The following is a 20,262-nucleotide window of genomic DNA, read 5'->3' as shown; positions in this document are numbered from 1 at the left end:
GGCGGGGCGGAAATTCAGCGGTCTGTACGGCTGGATTTGATGAATTGTGCAAACCCAGGGTCGGTATAGGCGGCGGGTGGGAGGTCATCGGTCAGCAGGGCGGTGTCGATCTCGCTGATTTCGCTCGCGACGCTTTCCACTTGCGTATGGTGCACCCAGGCCAGACCAATCAGCAATGCGGCGATCCAGGCGCCGGAGACCAGCGCCCGGCCCCAATGGTGGCCGCCATCGCCTCCCCCGGCGCTCAGCGTGGCGGCGGCGCCTTGGGCCGTGACGGTGGCAACGGGATGCAAATACAGTTTTGGCTGCGCCACCGGGCGCTTGCGCTGGGCGACGGCCCGCACACGCGCGGCGCGCAGGCGCTCGGCGATGTCGTGGTGCAGGTGATCGCCCGCCTGCGTGAGGCGCGCGGCAATGCGGCGCGCGAAGGCATCGGCACGGGGAGTGAGAGTGACGGCAGTGTCGTTCATGGTGCAATTCCTTGGGCCTGCAGCAGCTTGCTCAGGGTCTGGACAGCGCGAAAGCAATGCGTCTTGACGCTGCCTTCGGAGCAACCCATGGCCGCGGCGGTCTCCGCAACATCCATATCTTCCCAGTAACGCATCAAAAATGCCTCGCGTTGACGCGGCGGCAGCTGTTCAATCGCGGCTTCTATCGCTTGCACGGTCTGCGTCATCCTGACGGCATTTTCCGGGCTTTGCGTGGCTTCATTATCCGATGCCCCGGGAGCGATCAGGCTTTCAAGCAGATCGAAGTCCTGACCGTCGTCTCCGGGACCCTCGAATTCGCTCATGTTGGTGAACAGTGCCTTGCGCGTCTTCTGGCGCCGGAACCAGTCCAGCGTGCAATTGGAGAGGATGCGCTGAAACAGCATGGGCAGCTCTGCCGGCGGCTTGTCGCCATAGTGCACCGACAGCTTGAGCATGCTGTCCTGCACGATGTCCAGCGCCGCTTCCTCGTCGCGCACGTGGTAGACGGTGCGCTTGAATGCACGCCTTTCCACGCTTTTGAGGAAATCGGAGAGCTCTTGTTCGGTGGCCAAAGACGAAAATTCCCGCTGTCGGGAACCGGGATGCGCCGCCGCGCCCTGTGCGGCGACGCGCTGGATTATCCCATCGTGTTGCGTTTTTGGAACCGCGTGCACGCAAATAGATGCTGCAGTGCAATAATGCGGCCTTGGTTTTAACGAAGCAAACGGGTCCCGGCTCGGCGCACGACAGCCCGCGTCCATGGCCGAGACCTCAAGTCCCGACGCGGCCCCACAAGGGCTCGACCGAGGGGCACCCAAGGTTTTTCGTCAGAGAAATTCGCAAAGGTTGATCATGGAAATCTCCAAAGCCGAAATGGCAAAAGCGGCCGCTGCCGCCGATGGCGCTGCGCATTCGGGCACCGAGCCCGCTGAATTGATGGGCGCCGAAATCCTCATGCGCGCGCTGACCGCCGAAGGCGTGAAGCACATCTGGGGCTATCCCGGTGGCGCGGTGCTCTACATCTACGACGCGCTGTACAAGGAAGAATCGATACAGCACGTGCTGGTGCGCCACGAACAGGCGGCGGTGCACGCGGCCGATGGCTACGCCCGCGCCACCGGCGACGTGGGCGTGGCGCTGGTCACTTCGGGGCCGGGCCTGACCAACGCGGTGACGGGCATCGCCACCGCCTACATGGATTCGATCCCCATGGTCATCATCGCCGGCCAGGTGCCGACGGCGGCGATCGGCCTGGATGCCTTCCAGGAGTGCGATACCGTGGGCATCACGCGCCCCATCGTCAAGCACAACTTCCTCGTCAAGGACGTGCGCGATCTGGCGCTGACGATGAAGAAGGCCTTCCACATCGCGCGCACCGGCCGCCCCGGCCCGGTCGTGGTGGATATCCCCAAGGACGTTTCATTCAACAAGACCACCTTCACCGGCTACCCCGAGACGGTGGAAATGCGCTCGTACAACCCGGTGCGCAAGGGCCATGCGGGGCAGATCCGCAAGGCGCTGCAACTGCTGCTGACCGCCAAGCGTCCCTACATCTACACCGGCGGCGGCGTGCTGCTGGGCAATGCCTGCCAGGAGCTGCGCACGCTGGTGGACATGCTGGGCTACCCGGTCACGCACACGCTGATGGGCCTGGGTGCCTACCCGGCGAGCGACCGCAAATTCGTCGGCATGCTGGGCATGCACGGCACGTACGAGGCCAACAACGCGATGCAGAACTGCGACGTGTTGCTGGCCGTGGGCGCGCGCTTCGATGACCGCGTGATCGGCAATCCCAAGCACTTTGCGCAGCGCGAGCGCAAGATCATCCACATCGACATCGATCCCTCCAGCATCTCCAAGCGCGTGCGCGTGGACGTGCCCATCGTTGGCGACGTGAAGGAGGTACTGTCGGAGCTGATCTCCATGGTGCGCGATGCCGCCACCAAGCCCGATGCCAAGGCGCTGGCTGCGTGGTGGAGCCAGATCGAGGAATGGCGTGGGCGCGACTGCCTGGCCTATGACCGCGGCAACACCGAAGTCATCAAGCCGCAGTTCGTGGTGGACACCCTGTGGAACATGACCAGGGGCACGGACACCTACATCACCTCCGACGTGGGGCAGCACCAGATGTGGGCGGCACAGTACTACCGCTTTGACGAGCCGCGCCGCTGGATCAATTCCGGCGGGCTGGGCACCATGGGCGTGGGCATTCCCTACGCCATGGGCATCAAGCTCGCCAGACCGCAGAGCGAGGTGTTCTGCATCACCGGCGAAGGCTCGGTGCAGATGAACATCCAGGAGCTCTCCACCTGCCAGCAATACCACACGCCGATCAAGATCGTGGCGCTGAACAACCGCTACCTCGGCATGGTGCGCCAGTGGCAGGAAATCCAGTACGCCGGGCGCTACAGCCAGACCTACATGGACGCGCTGCCCAACTTCGTCAAGCTGGCGGAGGCCTATGGCCATGTCGGCCTGCTGGTCGAGCGCCCGCAGGACGTGGAAGGCGCCCTGCGCGAGGCGCGCAAGCTCAAGGACCGCACCGTGTTCCTCGACATCCGCACCGATCCGACCGAGAACGTTTTCCCCATGGTGCAGGCCGGCAAGGGCATCACGGAGATGCTGCTGGGCTCGGAAGACCTTTGAACCACAGGTTGAGCGTTGGGCGTTGAGCGTTCAGCGTGAAATCCAAACGCTCAACCGATTTTTGACGAATCTATTGCCTGCCGAGTCTGGCGCTTACCGGCGCCAGGGGAGGGCAGCAAGAAGAGGAATCCATCATGAAACACATCATTGCAGTATTGCTGGAAAACGAGGCCGGCGCGCTGTCGCGCGTCGTCGGGCTGTTCTCTGCCCGTGGCTACAACATCGAATCGCTGACCGTGGCGCCGACGGAAGACCCGTCGCTCTCGCGCATGACGATCCAGACGCATGGCTCGGAAGAGGTGATCGAGCAGATCACCAAGCATCTCAATCGCCTGATCGAAGTCGTCAAGGTCGTCGATTTGAGCGAGGGCGCCTACGCCGAGCGCGAGCTGATGATGGTCAAGGTGCGTGCCGTAGGCAAGGAGCGCGAAGAGCTCAAGCGCATGGCAGACATCTTTCGCGGCCGCATCATCGACGTGACCGACAAGAGCTATACGATAGAGATCACCGGCGACCAGCAGAAGACCGAAGCCTTTCTGCAGGCGATCGATCGGTCGGCCATCCTTGAGACCGTGCGCACGGGCCTGAGCGGCATAGGCCGCGGCGAACGCGTGTTGCGCGTCTGATACCTCTTTTTTTACCCATTTCAACCGGAGCAACCATGAAAGTTTTCTACGACAAGGACTGTGATCTGTCCCTCATCAAGGGCAAGACCGTTGCCATCATCGGCTACGGCAGCCAGGGCCATGCGCATGCGCAGAACCTCAACGACAGCGGCGTCAAGGTCGTCGTCGGCCTGCGCAAGGGTGGAGCGAGCTGGGACAAGGTCGGCAAGGCCGGTCTCACGGTGCTGGAAGTGGATGCTGCCGTCAAGGCGGCCGATGTGGTCATGATGTTGCTGCCCGACGAGCAAATTGCGGATGTGTACAGCAACCACGTCGAGCCCAACATCAAGCAGGGCGGGTCGCTGGCGTTTGCCCACGGTTTCAACGTGCACTACAACCAGGTCGTGCCGCGCGCCGATCTGGATGTCTGGATGGTGGCTCCCAAGGCCCCCGGCCACACCGTGCGCAACACCTACACCCAGGGCGGCGGCGTGCCGCATCTGGTGGCGGTGCACCAGGACAAGAGCGGACGTGCACGCGACCTGGCGCTGTCCTATGCCATGGCCAATGGTGGCGGCAAGGCCGGCATCATCGAGACCAACTTCAAGGAAGAAACCGAAACCGATCTGTTCGGCGAGCAGGCCGTGCTGTGCGGCGGCGCGGTGGAATTGGTGAAAATGGGCTTCGAGACGCTGGTGGAAGCCGGTTACGCGCCCGAGATGGCCTATTTCGAGTGCCTGCACGAGCTGAAGCTGATCGTTGACCTGATTTATGAAGGCGGTATCGCCAACATGAACTACTCGATCAGCAACAATGCCGAGTACGGCGAGTACGTGACCGGCCCGCGCGTGGTGAATGAGCAGTCGCGCGCCGCGATGCGTGAGGCGCTGAAAAACATCCAGAACGGCGACTACGCCAAGCAGTTCATCCTGGAAGGCCGCACCGGCTACCCGAGCATGACCGCACGCCGGCGCAACATGGCGGCGCACCAGATCGAGATCGTGGGCGACAAGCTGCGCTCGATGATGCCCTGGATCGCCAAGAACAAGCTGGTCGATCGCAGCCGCAACTGAAGCCGGCGCCCGGGCACGCAAAGGCCACCATCGCGGTGGCCTTTTTGCGTCCGGGCGATCGCTAAACTGTGGCGACTGCCGCAGCGCTCTGGCTATCAAAAAACATAGCTTTTGACGCTTTATGTACAAGGGATTGGTTGGTATATGCCTTCTATTGATGAGTCGAGCCAGGACGCCGAGGCCGTGGTGCGCAAGCGCCGCAAGGGCATCTACATCCTGCCCAATCTGTTTACGCTGGCGGCGCTGTTCAGCGGGTTTTACGCCATCGTCATGGCCATCAACGGGCGCTTTGACCAGTCTGCCATGGGCGTGTTTTCGGCCATGATTTTCGACAGTCTCGATGGCCGTGTCGCGCGCATGACCAACACGCAAAGTGCCTTTGGCGAGCAGATGGATTCACTCGCCGACATGGTCTCGTTCGGTGCGGCGCCGGCGCTCATCGTGTACGTGTGGGCGCTCAAGGGGCTGGGGCGCTGGGGCTGGATCGCGGCCTTCGTTTATTGCGCCTGTGCGGCGCTGCGCCTGGCGCGCTTCAACGTCAATACCGGTGTGGTGGACAAACGCTACTTCCAGGGCCTGCCGTCGCCTGCGGCGGCGGCGCTGGTGATGGGCTTCATCTGGCTGATGACGGACAACGGCGTGCAGCGCGGCATCGGCGGGCACCTGAGCTGGCCGCAGGCCTCGTGGATTGCGTTTGCGATCACGCTGTACGCGGGCCTGACCATGGTCACCAACGTGCCGTTTTATAGCTTCAAGGACGTGCAGGCGCGCCAGAGCGTGCCCTTCGTTGTGCTGGTGCTGATCGCGCTGGGCATTGCCGTCATCAACATCGATCCGCCCAGTGTGCTGTTCATGGTTTTTGCCTGCTATGGGCTCTCAGGCTATGCGCTGTATGCCTGGCGCAAATCCAAGGGTCAACCGGTGAGCGTCATCAGCGTTTCCAAGGATGAGCCCGACGAGCGCGGGCTTCACGACTGATACGACTTCACCTTCAAACGCATAACTGCGTTGGTTCGCCTTGCCGTGCAACAGCACTGTCTACGGCTTCCCGCCTTGTTCTGCGCTTGAATGCAAAGCCGTATGCGTCAAATCTCCCGCTGATGGAAGCCAGAGCCCGCCAGCAAGCGTGATGCCGTGCGCCATGCGCGCGGCGCGCAGCGTGGCGCGGGCAACGGCTTCGGCGGCCATCACGGCCAGCACCATCATGCCGGGCGAGCGGGCGGCCTTGCCGGTGGACAGGGCAAACAGCGTGTCGCCATCCATCATGGTGTGTACCGGGTTGATGCTGCGCGCCAGGCCGTCGTGCGCGGTGGTCGCCAGGCGCTTGGCTTGGGCCTTGGTCAGGGGCGCGTCAGTGGCCACCACACCGATGGTGGTGTGGGTGCCGGCCAGCAAGGGGTGCAGGGGCTCGCCGCGCAGCAGGGCGGCGGTGCAGTGGCGCAGCGCGCGGCCGTCGGCGGTGCGCGCACCGGCCACGGTCTGGCCGTTGGCGGGATCGACCACGTCGCCCACCGCATTGCAGGCCACCAGGGCGCCCACGGTCACCTCGCCCAGGCGCACTGAAGCCGTGCCGATGCCGCTTTTCATCGCCAGTTCGGGGCCGAAGAGCTTGCCCACGGTGGCGCCCGTGCCCGCGCCCACGTTGCCCTCGCCCGGATGCTGGCGCGAGGCGGCAGCGCAGGCGGCGTAGCCCGCCGGGGCGTCGGGGCGGATCGAGGCGTTGCCCACGTGCAGGTCGAACAGCACGGCGGCAGGCACCAGCGGCACCAGGCTGGTGCCCACATCCATGCCGATGCCTTGCTCTTCCAGCCAGCGCATCACGCCGCTGGCGGCATCCAGCCCCCAGGCGCTGCCGCCCGCGAGCAGGATGGCGTGGATGTGCGGCACCAGGTGCGTGGGGTCGAGCAGATCGGTCTCGCGCGTGCCCGGTGCCGCGCCGCGCACGTCCACGCCCGCCACCGCGCCATCTCGTGCAATGACCACGCTGCAGCCGGTGGGGCGGCGGGTTTCGGTGTAGTGGCCGACTTCGATGCCGGCGACGTCGGTGATGGCTCCTGCATCCATGCCTTGTGCTCCTTGAACCTGAAAACGGCAGTTGACCGCTTGTTGGTGTCAACAAGGTGTTGTTGACATTGAGTTTATCGGCTTCGGCGTGATTCACCTGTTGGGTGACAGCGCTATGCACTCACCAGCACCATGCTCGGCGCGCCATGCGGCGTTGTTCGTCCTTGCGCACAGGAGTGCGCTGCGTCCTCGCGCCTTGCCTGGCACACCGATCACGGCACTGATGAGCGCATCCAACTGCCGTTTTCAGGTTGAAAAAAAAAGGCCTGCCGACCCTCTCGAATCGGCAGGCCTGATGGCCGAAAAGTATGACAGCGCGCTCAGTTGTTGTGCGCGAGCTGCTCCAGGATTTGCGGGTTCTCCAGCGTGCTGGTGTCCTGCGTGATCGCTTCACCCTTGGCGAGCGATCGCAGCAGGCGGCGCATGATCTTGCCCGAGCGCGTCTTGGGCAGGTTTCCGCCGAAGCGGATGTCCTTGGGCTTGGCGATCGGGCCGATTTCCTTGGCCACCCAGTCGCGCAGTTCCTTGGCGATCGCCTTGGCCTCATCGCCCGTGGGGATGGGGCGCTTGAGCACGACGAAGGCGCAGATGGCCTCGCCCGTCAGATCGTCGGGGCGCGCCACCACGGCGGCTTCGGCCACCAGATCGGTCTTGGCCACCAGCGCCGATTCGACTTCCATCGTGCCCAGGCGGTGACCCGAGACGTTGAGCACGTCGTCGATGCGGCCGGTCACGCGGAAGTAGCCGCGGTCTTCGGAACGCACGGCGCCATCACCGGCAAAGTAGTAGCCCTTCATCTCCGGCGGGAAGTAGGTTTTCTTGAAGCGCTCGGGGTCACCCCAGATGGTGCGGATCATGCTGGGCCAGGGCTTCTTGTAGGCCAGCATGCCGCCCTTGCCGTTGGGCATTTCCTCGCCGGTTTCATCGACGATCAGCGGGTAGATGCCGGGCAGCGGCAGCGTGCACGAACCCGGCACCAGCGGCGTGGCGCCCGGCAGCGGGTTGATCATGTGCGTGCCGGTCTCGGTCTGCCAGTAGGTATCGACGATGGGGCAGCGGCCGCCGCCGACGTGGTTGTAGTACCAGACCCAGGCCTCGGGGTTGATCGGCTCACCGACGCTGCCGATGATGCGCAGGCTGGAGAGGTCGTACGACTTGGGGTGCACCTTGTCGTCCGCTTCCGAGGCCTTGATGAGCGAGCGGATCGCGGTGGGCGCGGTGTAGAACACCGAGCACTTGTGGCGCGCGATCATGTCCCAGAAGCGTCCGGCGTTGGGGTAGGTGGGGATGCCCTCGAAGACGATTTCGGTCGCTCCGGCGGCCAGCGGTCCGTAGGTGACGTAGCTGTGGCCGGTGACCCAGCCGATGTCGGCGGTGCACCAGAACACGTCGTGCGGCTTGATGTCGAAGGTCCAGTCCATCGTCAGCTTGGCTTGCAGCAGGTAGCCGCCGCTGCTGTGCTGCACGCCCTTGGGCTTGCCGGTGGAGCCCGAGGTGTAGAGGATGTAGAGTGGGTGCTCGGCATTCACCGGCACCGGCGCGCACTCGCTGCTCTGGCCCTTGAGGATATCGCTGAAGGTGTGGTCGCGCCCGGCGGTCATCGCGCAGGCGGTCTTGGTGCGCTCGTAGACGAACACGTTCTTCACCGACTCGCAGCCGCCCAGGGCAATGGCGTCGTCGACGATGGACTTGAGCGCCATCTCCTTGCCGCCGCGCATCTGGTAGTTGGCCGTGATGACGGCCACGGCGCCGACGTCCACGATGCGGTCTTGCAGTGCCTTGGCCGAGAAGCCGCCGAACACCACGCTGTGAATGATCCCCAGGCGCGCGCAGGCTTGCATCGCCACCACGCCTTCGATCGTCATCGGCATGTAGAGGATGACGCGGTCGCCCTTCTTGATGCCGTGCGCCTTGAGCGCGTTGGCGAACTGGCTCACGCGGGCCAGCAATTCCTTGTAGGTGACTTTGGTGACCTCGCCGCCGTCGGCCTCGAAGATGATGGCGGTCTTGTTCTCGACCGGCGTGCCCATGTGCTTGTCCAGGCAGTTGGCGCTGACGTTGAGCTCGCCATCGGCGAACCACTTGTAGAACGGCGCGTTGCTTTGATCAAGCACTTGGGTGAAAGGCTTGGTCCAGACGATGTTCTTGCGTGCCAGATTGCCCCAGAAGCCTTCAAAGTCCTTGTCGGCCTCAGCGCACATCGCCTTGTAGGCCTCCATGCCCGAAATATTGGCCTGCTTGACCAAGGCCTCGGAAGGCGGAAAAACGCGACTCTCGACCAGTACCGAGTCGATCGCCGAAGAAGAAGTAGCCATGGATTCGTCTCCTGTCAAAAACAAACAACCAAACCGTCCGACTGTCGGCCGCTGCACTTACAAGCGGCTGACTGCGACGCCAGCTTAGCCCAATCGCGCCGGCATGGGTATGCGCCGACACACTGCGCATACAAAAGCACAAACCGTGCCATTCCTGGTGGAACGGCACGGTTTGCGATGGGTGGTGTTGCGACTTGGACGCTCAGCGCTTGCCGGGCGCCGCCAGGTAGGCGGCCAGGTTGGCGATATGCGTGTCGGTGAGTGGCTTGGCCATGGGCGCCATGATGGGGTTGCTCCGCGTGCCGTCGCGGTAGGCCTTGAGCTGTTCCACCAGGTACTGCTCTTTCTGCCCGCCGAGGTTGGGGTAGATCGGTGCGACCGAAATGCCGCCGGGCCCGTGGCAGGCCACGCAGGTGGCGTCGTACTGGGCCTTGCCTGCGGCCGGGTCGGCCGCTTGTGCCGTCAGGGCGAAGGCGGCCGTCGCCGCTGCCGCCAGACCGATGAAAACGTTGCGCTGGTTCATGTCAGTTCTCCGTTGTGCGGTGGGGGCGCTGGATCAGTGGGCGGCCGCGGTCTTGCGCAAGTCGCGGTTGTAGAGCAGGGCCCAGGACGCCATGATGGGCACGGTGCAGCCGACCCAGAAGGCGACCCAGAATGTCAGATAGGGGAGCGTGGCGAGTTGGAACAGTGACAGGATGGCCAGTGCCACCGCCATGATGATGTTGACCCAGCTGAACCACGGATGCGGGTCGCTGCGGCGTGCCCAGACCGCCATCACCAGGAACAGCGCGGCAAAGCCCATCAGCGGAAAGTAGCGCTGCTCCACCCAGGTGGGGTGCAGCACCACCGAATACACCAGCACGAGGCCGGCAATGCTGTTGATCAGGTTGGCAAACATGCTCAGGCCTCCTCGCCTTCGTGGTCGTGGATCTGTTCAAGGTAGCGCAGGGTGATGGGCGGAATGCCGGCGTAGGCAAGGGCGCTCACCAGCACCAGCGCCTTCCATCCCGGGGACAGTGGCGAATAGACGCCGATCGCCACCGCCAGGCCCAGGGCGACGATGTAGCAGCCCAGCGCCATGTGCGTGAAATCGGCGCGCGCGCGGGTCTTGCCCAGGCAATACAACAGCGACCAGGCGCCGCCGGTGAGCACCAGCAGGCCCATCATCACCGCAGTCTGGATCAGGGCTTCGGGGGTCATGCGGGCTCCGGCTGTGCGTGGCCGACGGGCGGCAGTGCAGCGCTTTCCTTCTGCGGCACCGGCGCCTTGAGCAGGTCAATGATCAAGAGCACATAACCCAGCGCAAACATGAAACCGAAACCGGTGCGGGCCCAGATGCCGCTGGTGAACCAGGGGTTCTCCGACGCCACCGTGTAGGCCATGAGGGTGGAGCCACCGGCCGCGCGCTCGAAGAAGGCTTGCGCCATGCCTGCGAGCAAGAGCCCCATCACCATGCCAAGCATGCCGATATTGAGAAATCCGTAGGCCCATTTCCAGCGGTTGCCGCCCATGGTCTGCACGCCGGATACCCGCTGCTTGGCGACGTAGAGCACGGCGATGATGCCGCAGACATACGCGCCGTAGAACGCGAAGTGGCCGTGCGACGCCGTCCACTGCGTGCCGTGCGAGAACATGTTGATCTGCGGCAGCGTCATCATGAAGCCCCAGACGCCGGCACCGATGAAATTCAGAAAGGCTTCGGTCGTGATCCAGAAGTAGGCCGGGCGGTTGCCGGTCTTGAGCCGGTGCATGCCCGCGTCATAGACCGCGTGCACCACCATGCCCAGCAGCGGCAGTGGTTCCAGCGCCGAGAAGAAGCCACCGATCGAGAGCCAGTATTCCGGCGTGCCGATCCAGAAGTAGTGGTGGCCCAGCCCCAGGATGCCGGCGCCCAGCACCAGCATGACTTCGATGTACAGCCAGGTCTCGACGATGCGCCGCGACGTGCCCATTACATCCATCAGCACCCAGGCCATGATGCAGCCGATCAGCACCTCCCAGGTGCTCTCCACCCACATGTGCACCAGCCACCACCACCAGTACAGGTCGCGTGAAAGATTGGTATCGGCCGGGAAGGCGTCCAGGTAGACCACCACCAGCGGCACGAGATCCAGGCACAGCACCCAGAGGATGCCGGTCATCTTGTGCTTGGCCTTCACGCAGGTGGCGATGATGTTGTAGGAGAACACCAGCATGATGGCGGTGATGCCCACGGCCGCCCAGCGTGGCGCTTCGACGTATTTGCGCCCCTGGTTGATGAACCAGAGTGAAAACTCGTTGGCCTCGCCGTACTGCACGAAGAGGAAGGTGAGCGCCACCAGCGCCACCGACACGCAGAAGACCCAGAACGCCAGGTTGCCCAGCTTGATGCCGACCACCTCCTGCTCCAGCTCCTTGGGCAGGTAGTAGTAAATGGCACCGATCAGACCCATCAGCAGCCAGATCACCAGCGTGTCGATGTGCAGCGTCTTGGACATGCTGAAGTCAAAGACGTTGTAGAGCATGCCCGGAAACAGGTAGTAGAGCGAGGACAGCAGGCCGAAGAGGATCATCACGCCGAACAGCGTGACGGCGGCCGTGAGGTACTTGATGCCCAGTTTCTGTGCTTCGTACATGGCGCGGGTCCTTTCAGCGTTGCGGGGCCATGCGGCCGAAGCCGGACGGGAAGCCGTTGGTGTCGATGGCGGCGATCCACTTCAGGTAGGCGACGGTGGCGCGCGCCTCTTCTTCGGTGATCTTGAGGTTGGGCATCTGCCGGCGCCAGGTCGGGTATTTGTCGGGATGCATGAGGAATTCGGCCATGGCTTCTTCCTTGGTGGCCTTGCCGGTGGCGGGTATCCAGATCTGGTCCCACGCCGGGTCCAGCCACGCCTTGGTCAGGTCCGGGCCGTAGTAGGCGCCGTTGCCGAAGATGGTGTGGCAGTTCATGCAGTTGCGCGTCTGGATGACCAGCTTGCCCTTGTGCATGATCTGCTCGGCCTCTTCGCGGCTGACCTTCTTGCCAAACAGCGGCTCATCCCCGCCGATGACTGGAACATCCGCACTGCGCGACCAGTCGTACTTGTAGTCAATCGCCTGGTTGATCACGTCGTAGTGCGGCACGTTGATGCCGCCGGCGGTGACGTAGCGCATGCTGTCGATGGAGAGAAACGCCAGCACGATCAGCATCACGAGCGTGGTGGAGACCGCACCGGCGCGCCAGAACAGAGGATCCTGAAAGTCCATGGAAATCTCACGCTTGGGTTGACGCTATTCATTCTGAGAGCGCGCAACGCGTCTGTCCATCAAGAACCGGCTGCCATCAGTGTCTTTCAGCCGCTTCTCTTGATGTAGCGCAAACATTCGCGTGCATTGCGGTGCCGCGTTGCGTGGTGCGTGCGCCGACAGCTATCAAGAAGGGAACAGCCCGCTCCCTACAATGGCTTCCCTTGAGTTCTGTCAGTGGGGTATCCGTGCAGCTAGCAGCGTCGATTTTCAAGGCCTATGACATTCGCGGCGTAGTGCCTGCCATGCTCACCGAAGCGGTGGCGCAGGCGGTGGGCCGTGCGTTTGGCTGCGCTGCGCGGGCGGCCGGCCAGCGCACGGTGGCGGTGGGGCGTGACGGGCGGCTCTCCGGCCCCGCGCTGGTGGCGGCGCTGACCGAGGGGCTGCTGCAGGCCGGCGTGGACGTGATCGACATCGGGCTGTGCACCACGCCCATGCTGTACTTTGCCGCCAGCACGCTGTGCGAGAGCGGCATCCAGGTGACCGGCAGCCACAACCCGCGCGATCACAACGGCTTCAAGATGGTGCTGGCGGGGCGTGCGATTTACGGCGATGAGATTCAGGCGCTGCGGCTGGCGATCGAAGCGGAGCAGTGGCCCGAGGTGGCCCGTGGTTCGGTGCGTCAGGCTGATGTATTGCCTGCCTATGTGCAGCGCATCACCGGCGACGTCAAGCTCGCGCGGCCGATGAAGATCGTGGTCGATTGCGGCAATGGCGTGGCGGGGGCGTCCGCGCCCGGCATCTTCCGCGCGCTGGGCTGCGAGGTGACGGAATTGTTCTCTGAAGTGGATGGCAATTTTCCCAACCACCACCCGGACCCGAGCAAGCCCGAAAACCTGCGCGACCTGATGGCGGCGCTGCAGGCGGGCGATGCCGATCTGGGGCTGGCGTTTGATGGCGATGGCGACCGACTGGGCATAGTCACGCGCTCGGGGCAGAATATTTTCCCGGACCGGCAGCTGATGCTGTTCGCGCAAGACGTGCTTGCGCGCGTGCCGGGCGGCACCATCGTCTACGACGTGAAATGCTCGCAGCGCCTGGCGCCCGCGATTGAGGCGGCGGGCGGCGTGGCGCTGATGTTCAAGACCGGGCATTCGCTGGTCAAGGCGAAGATGAAAGAGGTGAATTCCCCGCTGGGCGGCGAGATGAGCGGGCATATCTTCTTCAAGGAGCGCTGGTTCGGCTTTGACGACGGCACTTATGCGGGCGCCCGATTGCTGGAAATCCTGAGCCGCAGCAGTGACCCAGGCGCCGTGCTCGAAGCGCTGCCCACCAGCCACAGCACACCCGAGCTGAACGTCGCCTGCGCAGAGGGAGAGCCGCACCGCCTGGCGGCCGAACTGCAGGCGCTGGCGCCGCAAGCCTTCGCGGCCCCCGCGCAGATCAGCACCATCGACGGCCTGCGCGTCGATTGGCCCGATGGCTTCGGCCTGATCCGCGCGAGCAACACTACGCCGGTGCTGGTGCTGCGCTTCGAGGGGCAGACGGATGCGGCGCTGCAGCGCATCCGCGCCGAGATGCTGGCGCTGCTGCAACGCGTGAAGCCCGGCGCGACCCTGGGCGCCGCCGCGCATTGAGCAAGTGATGCAGCGCCTGGCGCTGGCCTGCTACAGCCTGCTGGCGTGGCTGGCGATTCCGCTGCTCAGGCGCAAGCTGCGCCGCCGTGCGCGGGCCGAGCCGGGCTATGGCGTCGCCATCCCAGAGCGCTTTGGCCATTACGGCGCACCGGCACAAGAGGGCGCCGGTCCGCTGGTCTGGCTGCATGCGGTGTCGCTGGGTGAAACACGCGCCGCCGCCATCCTGGTCAAAGCCTTGCGCGAGCAACTCCCCGGCATGCGCCTGCTGCTCACGCACGGCACCGCCACGGGGCGGGCCGAGGGCGCCAGGCTGCTGCAGCCCGGCGACATGCAGGCCTGGCTGCCCTGGGATACGCCCGGCGCGGTACGGCGCTTTCTGCTGCATTTTCACCCGGCCATCGGCGTGCTGATGGAGACGGAGATCTGGCCCAATCTGGTGGCGGGGTGCGTCCAGCAAGCCGTGCCGCTGGTGCTCGCCAACGCGCGGCTCAATGAAAAATCCTGGCGCGGCGCCCGGCGGCTGGCGTGGCTGTCGCGCCCGGCCTATGCGGCGCTGTCGGCGGTCTGGGCGCAGAGCGACCAGGACGCCGCGCGCCTGCGCAGCCTGGGCGCGCCGGTGGCCGGTGTGTTCGGCAATCTGAAATTCGATGCCCAACCCGATGCGGCCTTGCTCGCGCAGGGGCGGGCCTGGCGTGCCGCGCAACATTGCCCTGTCGTCATGCTGGCCAGCTCCCGCGAAGGGGAAGAGGCGTTGTGGCTGGAAAATTTCAAGCAAAAATGGCCATTAACGCATACAGGGTATGCGCAAGCAGCTATCAATTCAGAGGATGCAGCACCGCCTGTGCAATGGCTGATCGTTCCCCGCCATCCGCAGCGCTTTGACGAGGTGGCGCAACTGTGCGCGGCAGCCGGCCTGAGCGTCTCGCACCGCAGCCAGTGGAGCGATACGCCAGAGGCAGCGGATGTCTGGCTCGGCGATTCGCTCGGGGAAATGGCGCTGTACTACGGCCTTTCGGATGCCGCGCTGCTGGGCGGCAGCTTTGCGCCGCTGGGCGGGCAGAACCTGATCGAGGCCATCGCCTGCGGCTGTCCGGTGCTGCTCGGGCCGCACACCTTCAACTTCGCCGAGGCCGCCGAGGGCGCGGTGCAGGCCGGGGCTGCGCTGCGTGTGGCGGACATGGGGGCCGCGGTCGACCAGGCGCTGGCCCTGGCGCAAGGCGGCGCACGGCGTCGGCAGATGGTGCAGTGCTGCGCTGCGTTCATTGCGCAGCACCGAGGGGCTGCGCAAAAGACTGCGACGGCCATTGCAAGCGGGATTCGCTCTGACGGGAGGTGAACGGACGCCCCAAATGGGTGTTCGGCTGCTGCCGGCTTTGTGGAGCTTGGGCAAGAGGCATGGCGAGCGTATATTTTTCACCATTCGATAACCACAGGAGACTCTTGCCATGAGTGCCATTTCCCCCGCTGTCCGCCGCCAGTCCATCGCCGACATCCTGCGCCGCACCGCGCTGCGCCTGCCGAACAAGGTGGGCATCCTCTGCGGCGACACGCGCTGGACCTACGCCGAGTTCGACGCGCTGGTTTCGCGCCTGGCGGCGGGGCTGGCGCGCATCGGCGTGGCCGAGGGCGACAAGGTGGCGGTGCTGGCGCGCAATTCGCACGGCTTTGCGGCGCTGCGCTTTGCGCTGGCGCGCCGCGGTGCGGTGCTGGTGCCGATCAACTTCATGCTCAAGGCCGATGAGGTGGCGTTCATCCTGCGCCATGCGGGCGCGAGGATGCTGGCCACCGACAGCGGCCTGGCGGCGCTGGCGCAAGAGGCGGCGCGGCTGGATACGCTGGTAGAGCAGTTCATCTGGCTGCCTTCCGAAGAGGCGAGCGAGCCGGTGGCCGGCATGCACGATTTCCATGCGCTGGCCGCCTGCACCGATGCGCTGGCGGAGCCGCGGCTGGCGAGCACCGATGTGGCGCAGATCGTCTACACCAGCGGCACGGAATCCAGCCCCAAGGGCGCCATGCTGACGCACGATGCCGTGTTGTGGCAGTACGTGAGCTGCGTCATCGATGCCGAGATTGCGCAGGCCGATGTGATGCTGCACGCGCTGCCGCTGTACCACTGCGCGCAGCTGGATGTGTTCTTCGGTCCGGCGGTGTATGTGGGCAGCACCAACCTCATCACCGCCAGGCCCACGCCGGACAACCTGCTGGCGCTGCTGCAGCAGCACGGCATCACCAGCTTCTTCGCGCCGCCGACGGTGTGGATTGCGCTGCTGCGCTCGCCGCTGTTTGATCCGGCCAGGCTGCACCGGCTGGCCAAGGGCTATTACGGCGCATCCATCATGCCGGTGGCGGTGCTCAGGGAAATCGCCGAGCGCCTGCCCTCGGTGCGCCTGTGGAACCTCTACGGCCAGACCGAGATTGCGCCGCTGGCGACCCTGCTCGGGCCGGATGACCAGCTGCGCAAGCCCGGCTCGGCCGGCCGCGCGGTCATCAACGTGCAGACGCGCGTCGTCGACGATGCCATGCGCGATGTGGCGCCGGGCCAGGTGGGCGAGATCGTGCACCGCTCGCCGCACCTGATGCTGGGCTATTTCCACGACGACGCGCGCACGCAGGCGGCGTTCGAGGGAGGCTGGTTTCACAGCGGTGACCTGGGCGTGATCGACGAAGAGGGCTACATCACCGTCGTCGACCGCAAGAAGGACATGATCAAGAGCGGCGGCGAGAACGTCGCCAGCCGCGAGGTCGAGGAAATGATCTACCGCCTGCCGCAGGTCAGCGAGGTGGCGGTGGTCGGCCTGCCCGACCCGAAATGGGTCGAGGCGGTGACCGCCGTGGTTATCGTCAAGCAGGGGCAGGCGCTGACCGAAGCCGAGGTAATCGCGCATTGCAGCGCGCACATGGCGGGCTTCAAGGCGCCCAAGCGCGTGGTCTTTGCGGACCAGCTGCCCAAGAACCCCAGCGGCAAGGTGCTCAAGCGCCGGCTGCGCGAGCAGTTGGTTTGAATTTGATTAAAGATAGCTGTCAGCCCTTGATAGAAAAGGGTTTGGGGCGTATTTGGTTGCCTATTCAAGAGGCCGTGGTGGGGCAGATTGCGCGCCGCCGGCCTGCCGCGCACAGCGCTTGCGGTGGCTGAAGGGCGACCGCTGGGTGTTTCCCGGGGACAATGGGGCCGAGCCGAATCGTGCCGGGCCGCGCTGAAATGCGGCAGGCGGGTGCGGCTGTCTTGGAACATCGAGAAGGAAACCAGTGGCAAAACCCAACTATTCGTTCGAAAAGCGCCAGCGTGAACTGGAAAAGAAAAAGAAGAAGGAAGAGAAGCTGCAGCGCAAGCTCGCGCGCGGCTCGGAGCCGCAGGCGGATGCCGCCCCCGAGGGCGCACAGGCGCAGGCTGCAGCGCCAGGCGCAGGCACGGAACCCGGCGGCGGGCAGTAAAAATCCGCCCCCCGGGCTTGCCAACTCCCGCACAATCGAGCGTTTTCGTGTTCGCGCTGCATGCGCCGCCCTGCCGACAGGCCAGGGTGCGCGCCGCGCGCTTGCCGCCATGATGGAACAACACTACCTCACGCCGCTGTTCTCGCCGAATTCGGTGCTCGTCTTTGCGGGCGACCGCAATGCGCCGCAGCGGCTCACCCCGCAGGCGCGCGCCTTGCACGAGGCGCTGCAGGCGCAGACGTATGGCGGCACGCTGCAGTACCTGGATGTGCACACCAGCGGCACGCTGGCCGACCTGGTGCAGGCGCGCGCCGATCTGGCGGTGATCGCCTTGCCCGACGCCGATGTGCCGGCCGCCCTGGCGCTGGCCGGGCGCACGCGCTGCCGCGGCGCGCTGGTGCTTTCCAGCGGCGTGGATGCGGAGCAGGCGCAGCAATGGCGCAAGATCGCGCGGCGCGAGGGCCTGTACCTGCTTGGCCCCAATTCGGTTGGCCTGCAGCGGCCACTGCTCAAGTTCAACGCCAGCGCGATGGGGCCGCTGGCGCGCGAGGGCTCGCTCGGGCTGGTGTGCCAATCGGGCGCGCTGGTGGCGGCGATGCTGGACTGGGCGGTGAACAACGGCGTGGGCTTTTCCAGCGTGGTTTCGCTCGGGCCGCATACCGGTGTCGGGCTGGCCGAGGCGCTGGATTTCCTCGCGCACGATCCGCATACCCACAGCATCGCGGTGTACATGGAGGGCATCCAGAACGCGCGCGGCTTCATGAGTGCGCTGCGTTCGGCGGCGTTCGCCAAGCCGGTGGTGGTGCTCAAGGCCGGGCGCAAGCCCGCGGGCAACGCCGCCGCGCAGACGCACAGCGGCGCCATCGTCGGCAGCGACGAGGTGTTCGATACCGTGCTGCGCCGCGCCGGCGCGGTGCGCGTGCGCTCTTTCGTGGCGCTGTTTTCCGCCGTCAAGTGCCTGGCATCGCGCTACCGGCCGGTGGGCAACCGCCTGTGCGTGGTCACCAATGGCGGCGGCCCCGGCGTGCTGGCGGCGGACTGGGCCAACGAAATCGGCATCGACCTGGCGCCGCTGTCCGAGGCCAGCGCACAGGCGCTGGCACCGCAGCTGCCGCCGCTGGCCACCCTGTCCGAGCTGGTGGATCTTTCGGAACAGGCCACGCCGGCGCATTACACGCTGGCGCTGGATGCCGCCTTTCGCGATCGCGGGGTGGATGGCGTGCTGGTGCTGTATTCGCCCAAGCAGGGCGGCGACGCCGCGGCGGTGGCGCAGACGGTGGTGGATGCGCGGCAGAAGGCGAACAAGCCGCTGCTTACCAGCTGGCTGGGCGATGCCTCGGTGCTGCCCGCGCGCGAGCTGCTGCGCGCCGCGCAGATTCCGACCTTCCGCACCCCCGAATCGGCCGTGGGGGCGTTCGGCAACATTTCATCGTTTCACCAGAACCAGCAGCTGCTGCAGCAGACGCCGCCGCCGCTGACCGGCATGGGCAAGCCCGACATCGAGGGCGCGCGCCTGATGATCGAGAGCGTGCTGGCCGAACGCCGCCACATCCTGACCGAGATGGAATCCAAGACGCTGCTCGCCGCGTTCCAGATTCCGGTCACCAACACGCTGCTGGCGCGCAGCAGCCGCGAGGCGATGATGATCGCCACGCAGATCGGTTTTCCGGTGGCGCTCAAGATCGATTCGCCGGACATCACGCACAAGTCCGACGTGGGCGGCGTGGTGCTCAACGTGCATACCGGCGCGGCGGCGCGCGATGCCTACGAGGAGATGGTGCAGCGCGTGGCGCGGCTGCAGCCGCAGGCGCACATCAACGGCGTGACGGTGCAGAAAATGGCCAAGGTGCGCCGCGGGCGCGAGGTCTGCATCGGCCTGGTGACGGACGAGCCCTTCGGCCCGGTGATCACCTTTGGCGCGGGCGGCACGATGATCGAACTGATCCGCGACCGGGCGATGGAGCTGCCGCCGCTCAACCAGTTCCTCGCGCGCCGCCTCATCAGCCGCTCGCGCGTGGCCGAGACGCTGGGCGAATGGCATGGCGCGGCCGCGGTGCACAGGGAGGTGCTGGAACGCATCCTGCTGCGCGTATCGGAAATGGTCTGCGCGCTGCCGCAGCTGCGCGAGATGGACATCAACCCCATCATCACCGACGAGAACGGCGCGGTGGCCGTCGATGCGCGCATCGTGGTGCACGAGGCTGCGAGCAGCAGCGACGGCAAGGGCGGCAGCTACTACGGGCACCTGGCGATCATGCCCTACCCCGAGCGCTACGAGCAGGTCTGGCCGCTGCAGGGCGGCGGCGAATTCCTGGTGCGCCCGATCCGCCCGGACGATGGGCAGATGCTGCAGCGGCTGGTGCGCGAGCTCTCGTCCGAAAGCCGCTATTTCCGCTTCGTCTCGCCGCTGGCGGAATTGCCCGACACCATGCTCGCGCGCTTCACGCTGATCGACTACGACCGCGAAATGGCGCTGGCGGCGGTGCACCGCGAGACCGTGGTGGACGAACAGGGCAATGCCAGCCAGGTCGAGCGCGTCATCGGTGTCTCGCGCTACGTGGCCAACCCGGACCACACCAGCTGCGAATTCGCGCTGACCGTGGCCGACGACTTCGCCAACCGCGGCGTGGGCGGACGGCTGATGCTCGCCATCATGGACGTGGCGCGCGACCGGGGGCTGTCGGAAATGCAGGGCCTGGTGCTCGCCGGCAACGTGAGGATGCTCAAGCTGATGCGCCGCATCGGCTTCGAGGTCCGCCCCTGCGAGGATGAGCCGGAATTCAAGCTGGTGGTGCACCCGCTTTGAGCGGGCAGGG

Annotated in this window: 18 protein-coding genes; 9 read left to right on the top strand and 9 right to left on the bottom strand. The window is 65.4% G+C overall.

Annotated features, from left to right (window positions below; all coding sequences use genetic code 11):
- Positions 1-14: 14 nt before the first annotated feature.
- Both K320_RS0102110 and K320_RS0102105 read right to left on the bottom strand, forming a co-directional pair.
- On the bottom strand, positions 15-470 hold the full coding sequence (locus tag K320_RS0102110) for a DUF3619 family protein (RefSeq protein WP_024537234.1): 456 nt from the start codon (positions 468-470) through the stop codon (positions 15-17).
- A complete protein-coding gene (locus K320_RS0102105) occupies positions 467-1,042 on the bottom strand; it encodes an RNA polymerase sigma factor (RefSeq protein ID WP_024537233.1) in 576 nt (191 codons plus the stop codon). The genes K320_RS0102110 and K320_RS0102105 overlap by 4 nt, the downstream gene beginning before the upstream one ends.
- Positions 1,043-1,322: 280 nt before the next feature.
- Between K320_RS0102105 and K320_RS0102100 the strand changes: the two genes are divergently transcribed.
- The 4 genes from K320_RS0102100 to pssA all read left to right on the top strand — a co-directional run bounded on the left by K320_RS0102100 (position 1,323) and on the right by pssA (position 5,772).
- A complete protein-coding gene (locus K320_RS0102100; protein WP_024537232.1) occupies positions 1,323-3,116 on the top strand; it encodes an acetolactate synthase 3 catalytic subunit in 1,794 nt (597 codons plus the stop codon).
- Positions 3,117-3,250: 134 nt separating this feature from the next.
- Positions 3,251-3,742, top strand: coding sequence for an acetolactate synthase small subunit (gene ilvN, locus K320_RS0102095; protein ID WP_024537231.1), 492 nt, complete (start codon positions 3,251-3,253; stop codon positions 3,740-3,742).
- 35 nt (positions 3,743-3,777) lie between these two features.
- Complete coding sequence (ilvC, locus tag K320_RS0102090) at positions 3,778-4,794, top strand: ketol-acid reductoisomerase (protein WP_024537230.1); 1,017 nt, start codon at positions 3,778-3,780, stop codon at positions 4,792-4,794.
- Between the two features lie 144 nt (positions 4,795-4,938).
- On the top strand, positions 4,939-5,772 hold the full coding sequence (pssA, locus tag K320_RS0102085; protein WP_024537229.1) for a CDP-diacylglycerol--serine O-phosphatidyltransferase: 834 nt from the start codon (positions 4,939-4,941) through the stop codon (positions 5,770-5,772).
- A 60-nt stretch (positions 5,773-5,832) separates the two neighbouring features.
- Here the strand turns inward: pssA and K320_RS0102080 are convergent, their stop codons facing one another.
- The 7 genes from K320_RS0102080 to K320_RS0102050 all read right to left on the bottom strand — a co-directional run bounded on the left by K320_RS0102080 (position 5,833) and on the right by K320_RS0102050 (position 12,398).
- A complete protein-coding gene (locus K320_RS0102080; RefSeq protein WP_024537228.1) occupies positions 5,833-6,858 on the bottom strand; it encodes a P1 family peptidase in 1,026 nt (341 codons plus the stop codon).
- A gap of 320 nt (positions 6,859-7,178) precedes the next feature.
- Complete coding sequence (gene acs, locus K320_RS0102075) at positions 7,179-9,173, bottom strand: acetate--CoA ligase (RefSeq protein WP_024537227.1); 1,995 nt, start codon at positions 9,171-9,173, stop codon at positions 7,179-7,181.
- 202 nt (positions 9,174-9,375) lie between these two features.
- Positions 9,376-9,696 carry a c-type cytochrome gene (locus tag K320_RS0102070; protein WP_024537226.1) on the bottom strand — a complete coding sequence of 107 codons (321 nt, stop codon included), beginning with the start codon at positions 9,694-9,696 and terminating at the stop codon, positions 9,376-9,378.
- Positions 9,697-9,729: 33 nt separating this feature from the next.
- Complete coding sequence (locus K320_RS0102065) at positions 9,730-10,071, bottom strand: hypothetical protein (RefSeq protein ID WP_024537225.1); 342 nt, start codon at positions 10,069-10,071, stop codon at positions 9,730-9,732.
- 2 nt (positions 10,072-10,073) lie between these two features.
- Entirely contained in the window at positions 10,074-10,373 is a 300-nt protein-coding gene (locus tag K320_RS0102060) for a hypothetical protein (protein ID WP_024537224.1), read from the bottom strand.
- Positions 10,370-11,788 (bottom strand): cbb3-type cytochrome c oxidase subunit I, encoded by a 1,419-nt coding sequence (locus tag K320_RS0102055; RefSeq protein ID WP_024537223.1) that lies wholly within the window; start codon positions 11,786-11,788, stop codon positions 10,370-10,372. The genes K320_RS0102060 and K320_RS0102055 overlap by 4 nt, the downstream gene beginning before the upstream one ends.
- A 13-nt stretch (positions 11,789-11,801) precedes the next feature.
- Entirely contained in the window at positions 11,802-12,398 is a 597-nt protein-coding gene (locus K320_RS0102050) for a c-type cytochrome (RefSeq protein ID WP_024537222.1), read from the bottom strand.
- A gap of 227 nt (positions 12,399-12,625) precedes the next feature.
- Here K320_RS0102050 and K320_RS0102045 point away from each other — a divergent pair, with 227 nt between their 5' ends.
- The 5 genes from K320_RS0102045 (at position 12,626) to K320_RS0102025 (ending at position 20,252) form a co-directional block, all read left to right on the top strand.
- On the top strand, positions 12,626-14,014 hold the full coding sequence (locus tag K320_RS0102045; RefSeq protein ID WP_024537221.1) for a phosphomannomutase/phosphoglucomutase: 1,389 nt from the start codon (positions 12,626-12,628) through the stop codon (positions 14,012-14,014).
- 7 nt (positions 14,015-14,021) lie between these two features.
- Positions 14,022-15,350 (top strand): 3-deoxy-D-manno-octulosonic acid transferase, encoded by a 1,329-nt coding sequence (locus tag K320_RS0102040; protein ID WP_024537220.1) that lies wholly within the window; start codon positions 14,022-14,024, stop codon positions 15,348-15,350.
- Positions 15,351-15,459: 109 nt separating this feature from the next.
- Complete coding sequence (locus tag K320_RS0102035; RefSeq protein ID WP_024537219.1) at positions 15,460-17,016, top strand: acyl-CoA synthetase; 1,557 nt, start codon at positions 15,460-15,462, stop codon at positions 17,014-17,016.
- 244 nt (positions 17,017-17,260) lie between these two features.
- Positions 17,261-17,446: a hypothetical protein gene (locus K320_RS0102030; protein ID WP_024537218.1), complete on the top strand. Its 186-nt coding sequence runs from the start codon at positions 17,261-17,263 to the stop codon at positions 17,444-17,446.
- A 109-nt stretch (positions 17,447-17,555) separates the two neighbouring features.
- The gene (locus K320_RS0102025) at positions 17,556-20,252 is read left to right on the top strand and encodes a bifunctional acetate--CoA ligase family protein/GNAT family N-acetyltransferase (RefSeq protein ID WP_024537217.1); all 2,697 of its coding nucleotides are present in this window, start codon (positions 17,556-17,558) and stop codon (positions 20,250-20,252) included.
- The last annotated feature ends 10 nt before the right edge of the window (positions 20,253-20,262 follow it).

The organism is Comamonas badia DSM 17552 (assembly GCF_000484635.1).
Taxonomy (GTDB): Bacteria; Pseudomonadota; Gammaproteobacteria; order Burkholderiales; family Burkholderiaceae_C; genus Comamonas_C; species Comamonas_C badia.
This window is presented reverse-complemented; position numbering and strand designations above follow the sequence as displayed.